Origin of the sequence: Streptomyces sp. NPDC001634 (assembly GCF_040298185.1) — a bacterium.
Lineage (GTDB): Bacteria > Actinomycetota > Actinomycetes > Streptomycetales > Streptomycetaceae > Streptomyces.
On record NZ_JBEOZU010000209.1, the window covers coordinates 1 to 2,118 of the forward strand.

A 2,118-nucleotide genomic window follows, 5' to 3' on the forward strand; every position below is an offset into this window, starting at 1 on the left:
CCTACCGGCCCGCTCCGAAGCCATGATCCACCTAGCCATGACCGACCTGATGGCCCGCCGCCTCACCGGCGAAGCCACCATCTCCTGGCGCGACCGGATCAAATCCGCATCACGGGATGAAACAACGGGAGAAAACGACCTCTAAGGTTTGCAGCTCCTTGTGCCAGCCGACGTCAGAGTCGGAACGCCGTGGTCACCTGCTCAGCGAGATCGTCTTCCGTCATCGTGGTGTCGACCTGGATGGTGCGCAGTCGGAGACGCTCGGTTTCCTCCTTGAGGCGTCTTGTAAACAAGCGGTCACGTTCGGCAATGTTGCGGTCGGCCGTTGATGGATCACTGGTCTTCCATACGAACCCTTCCCCTGGTACCGACCGCCTGCGGATGGCGGCCTGGCGGAAAACGGGTGTGGGAAGAAGCCAGACGGCGTGCTCAGGAGCAGCGAGTAGAGGCTTGACGAGGTGCGGCAGCAGCCGGAATCCCTCGACGATGACGCACGGCTCCGGCGGCAGGCGAAGGAGGTCTTCAACGATCAGACCGAAGCCCTCACCTCGAAACCAATGGAACGTCTCAAACATGACTTCCGGAGACCGGTTCACCCATCGCTCGTCCATGTCCATGGCGATGAACTTGTGCAGAAAGGGGGCCTCCTCGGGGGTGGTCCGCCCCGCGTGATCCCGCATCACCTCGTCGGTCGCGTAGAGGCGCCAACCGTAGCGGTCGGCCAGTCGGCGGGCGGTCGTCGACTTGCCTGCACCACTCCCTCCACCGATCCAGAAAACGTGCCGCAGCCGTGCCGGAAGCCCTGCAGTGTCGGCCACCTCTTCATACTGTCCGGGCTGCATCTATCTCCGATCCAATGGGACGACCAAGGCGACCTCATTGTGGTCGTCGTTGTTGGCGGCTTTCTCTGAATCTACCGGCCGGAGGCTGGCCAGGGCCTTGCGAGCGAGCCGTTGGTAGCGATCGTTCGCCCGGCGATTCGGCTGAGGTCGGGCATGCCGAGGTTCACGGTGGTTCGCTGATCGATCTGGGCGAGCTAGGCCTCGGCCCCCGAGATGCTGACCTGGAGTCCAACAACTTCGCCGAGCCAGCCCTCGCATTCGGCTTCCGCGATGCGTGCGTTGAGGTTGTCGATGATCTCGGCCAGGCGTGGCCTTTGGGCGGGGTCGGGCCGCAGCATGGAATAGCGGACGCAGGCTTCTCTGAACTTGCGGTTGTGGAGCGGAAGTTGAGGGTATGGTCCGGGCAGTCTCTGGATGTCGGCTCTGGCCGGAGATTCCATGCGCTCGTGCGCCTGGGGTGCCCAGTTTGCGTCGCCATCCAGCACGGTTCCCTTTCCGGGGAGAGTCCTGGAGGTTGACACATGCCCGTGTGGCTGTCGCGCCCGTTTCTCGTTGCCTTGTTCCTGCTGCCTCTCCTTACGGTCGTGTTGTTGTCCGCGCCGGCATGGCTGACGTGGCCCTTTCTTCCCTCTCAGCGCCAAGAAGTCGTGTTGGCGGTTCTTGACCGCCTTGTCCAATGGACTCGGGCAGCGATGCCCCGTGCGGGCCACGGCCGATCCCAGGCGTACTGACGCTCCCTGAGCTTGATCGACGGAGTCATTGGGCCGTTGGGTCGGCTGCTGCCTTGCGCGGAGTGGGGATACCGAGGTCGACGACGGTATGGCTGTCGCGGCGGTGGTCGATCTGGGCAAGCTTTTCCTCAGCGCTGGCGAGGCTGACCCGCAGTCCCTCGACTTCGTCGAGCCAGCCTTCCCGTTCGGCGGTCGGTGACCGCGCTCGCGCACAGGTCAAGGTCGAAAGCGCTCCCGCTGGGAGTTGATCGAGCCGGTCCTGACGGCCTGGCGCTTCGACGCCCCGATGTGGTCCAGCGGCATAGTGAACTCCGCTGCGGGTCCCGGCAGGTTTCCCACCCCGTAGACCCGGATGGCGGCCGTGTGGGAGACCACGCCCGCTGTCGGCAGCTCGCGGTCCCACGCCGGCCGATCAGGGGCTAGACGAGTAAGTCCGAAGGGGCCGGGTGCATGAAGCGAGGGTCTCGTTGGTCCGTTTGTGACGACAGACCTCGAAACCCTCGCGACCGCACTGTACGTGAAGATCGATGACTCTCTGGCGGGAT

The 2,118-nt window shown here is 64.2% G+C and carries 3 protein-coding genes; all 3 read right to left on the reverse strand.

What is annotated here, in order from left to right; all coding sequences use genetic code 11:
* Positions 1–173: 173 nt before the first annotated feature.
* Positions 174–818, reverse strand: a complete 645-nt coding sequence (locus tag ABT186_RS47530; protein ID WP_351930660.1) for a hypothetical protein — start codon at positions 816–818, stop codon at positions 174–176.
* Positions 819–1,036: 218 nt separating this feature from the next.
* Complete coding sequence (locus ABT186_RS47535; RefSeq protein WP_351930662.1) at positions 1,037–1,327, reverse strand: hypothetical protein; 291 nt, start codon at positions 1,325–1,327, stop codon at positions 1,037–1,039.
* A gap of 271 nt (positions 1,328–1,598) precedes the next feature.
* Complete coding sequence (locus ABT186_RS47540; RefSeq protein ID WP_351230331.1) at positions 1,599–1,793, reverse strand: hypothetical protein; 195 nt, start codon at positions 1,791–1,793, stop codon at positions 1,599–1,601.
* Positions 1,794–2,118 lie beyond the last annotated feature (325 nt).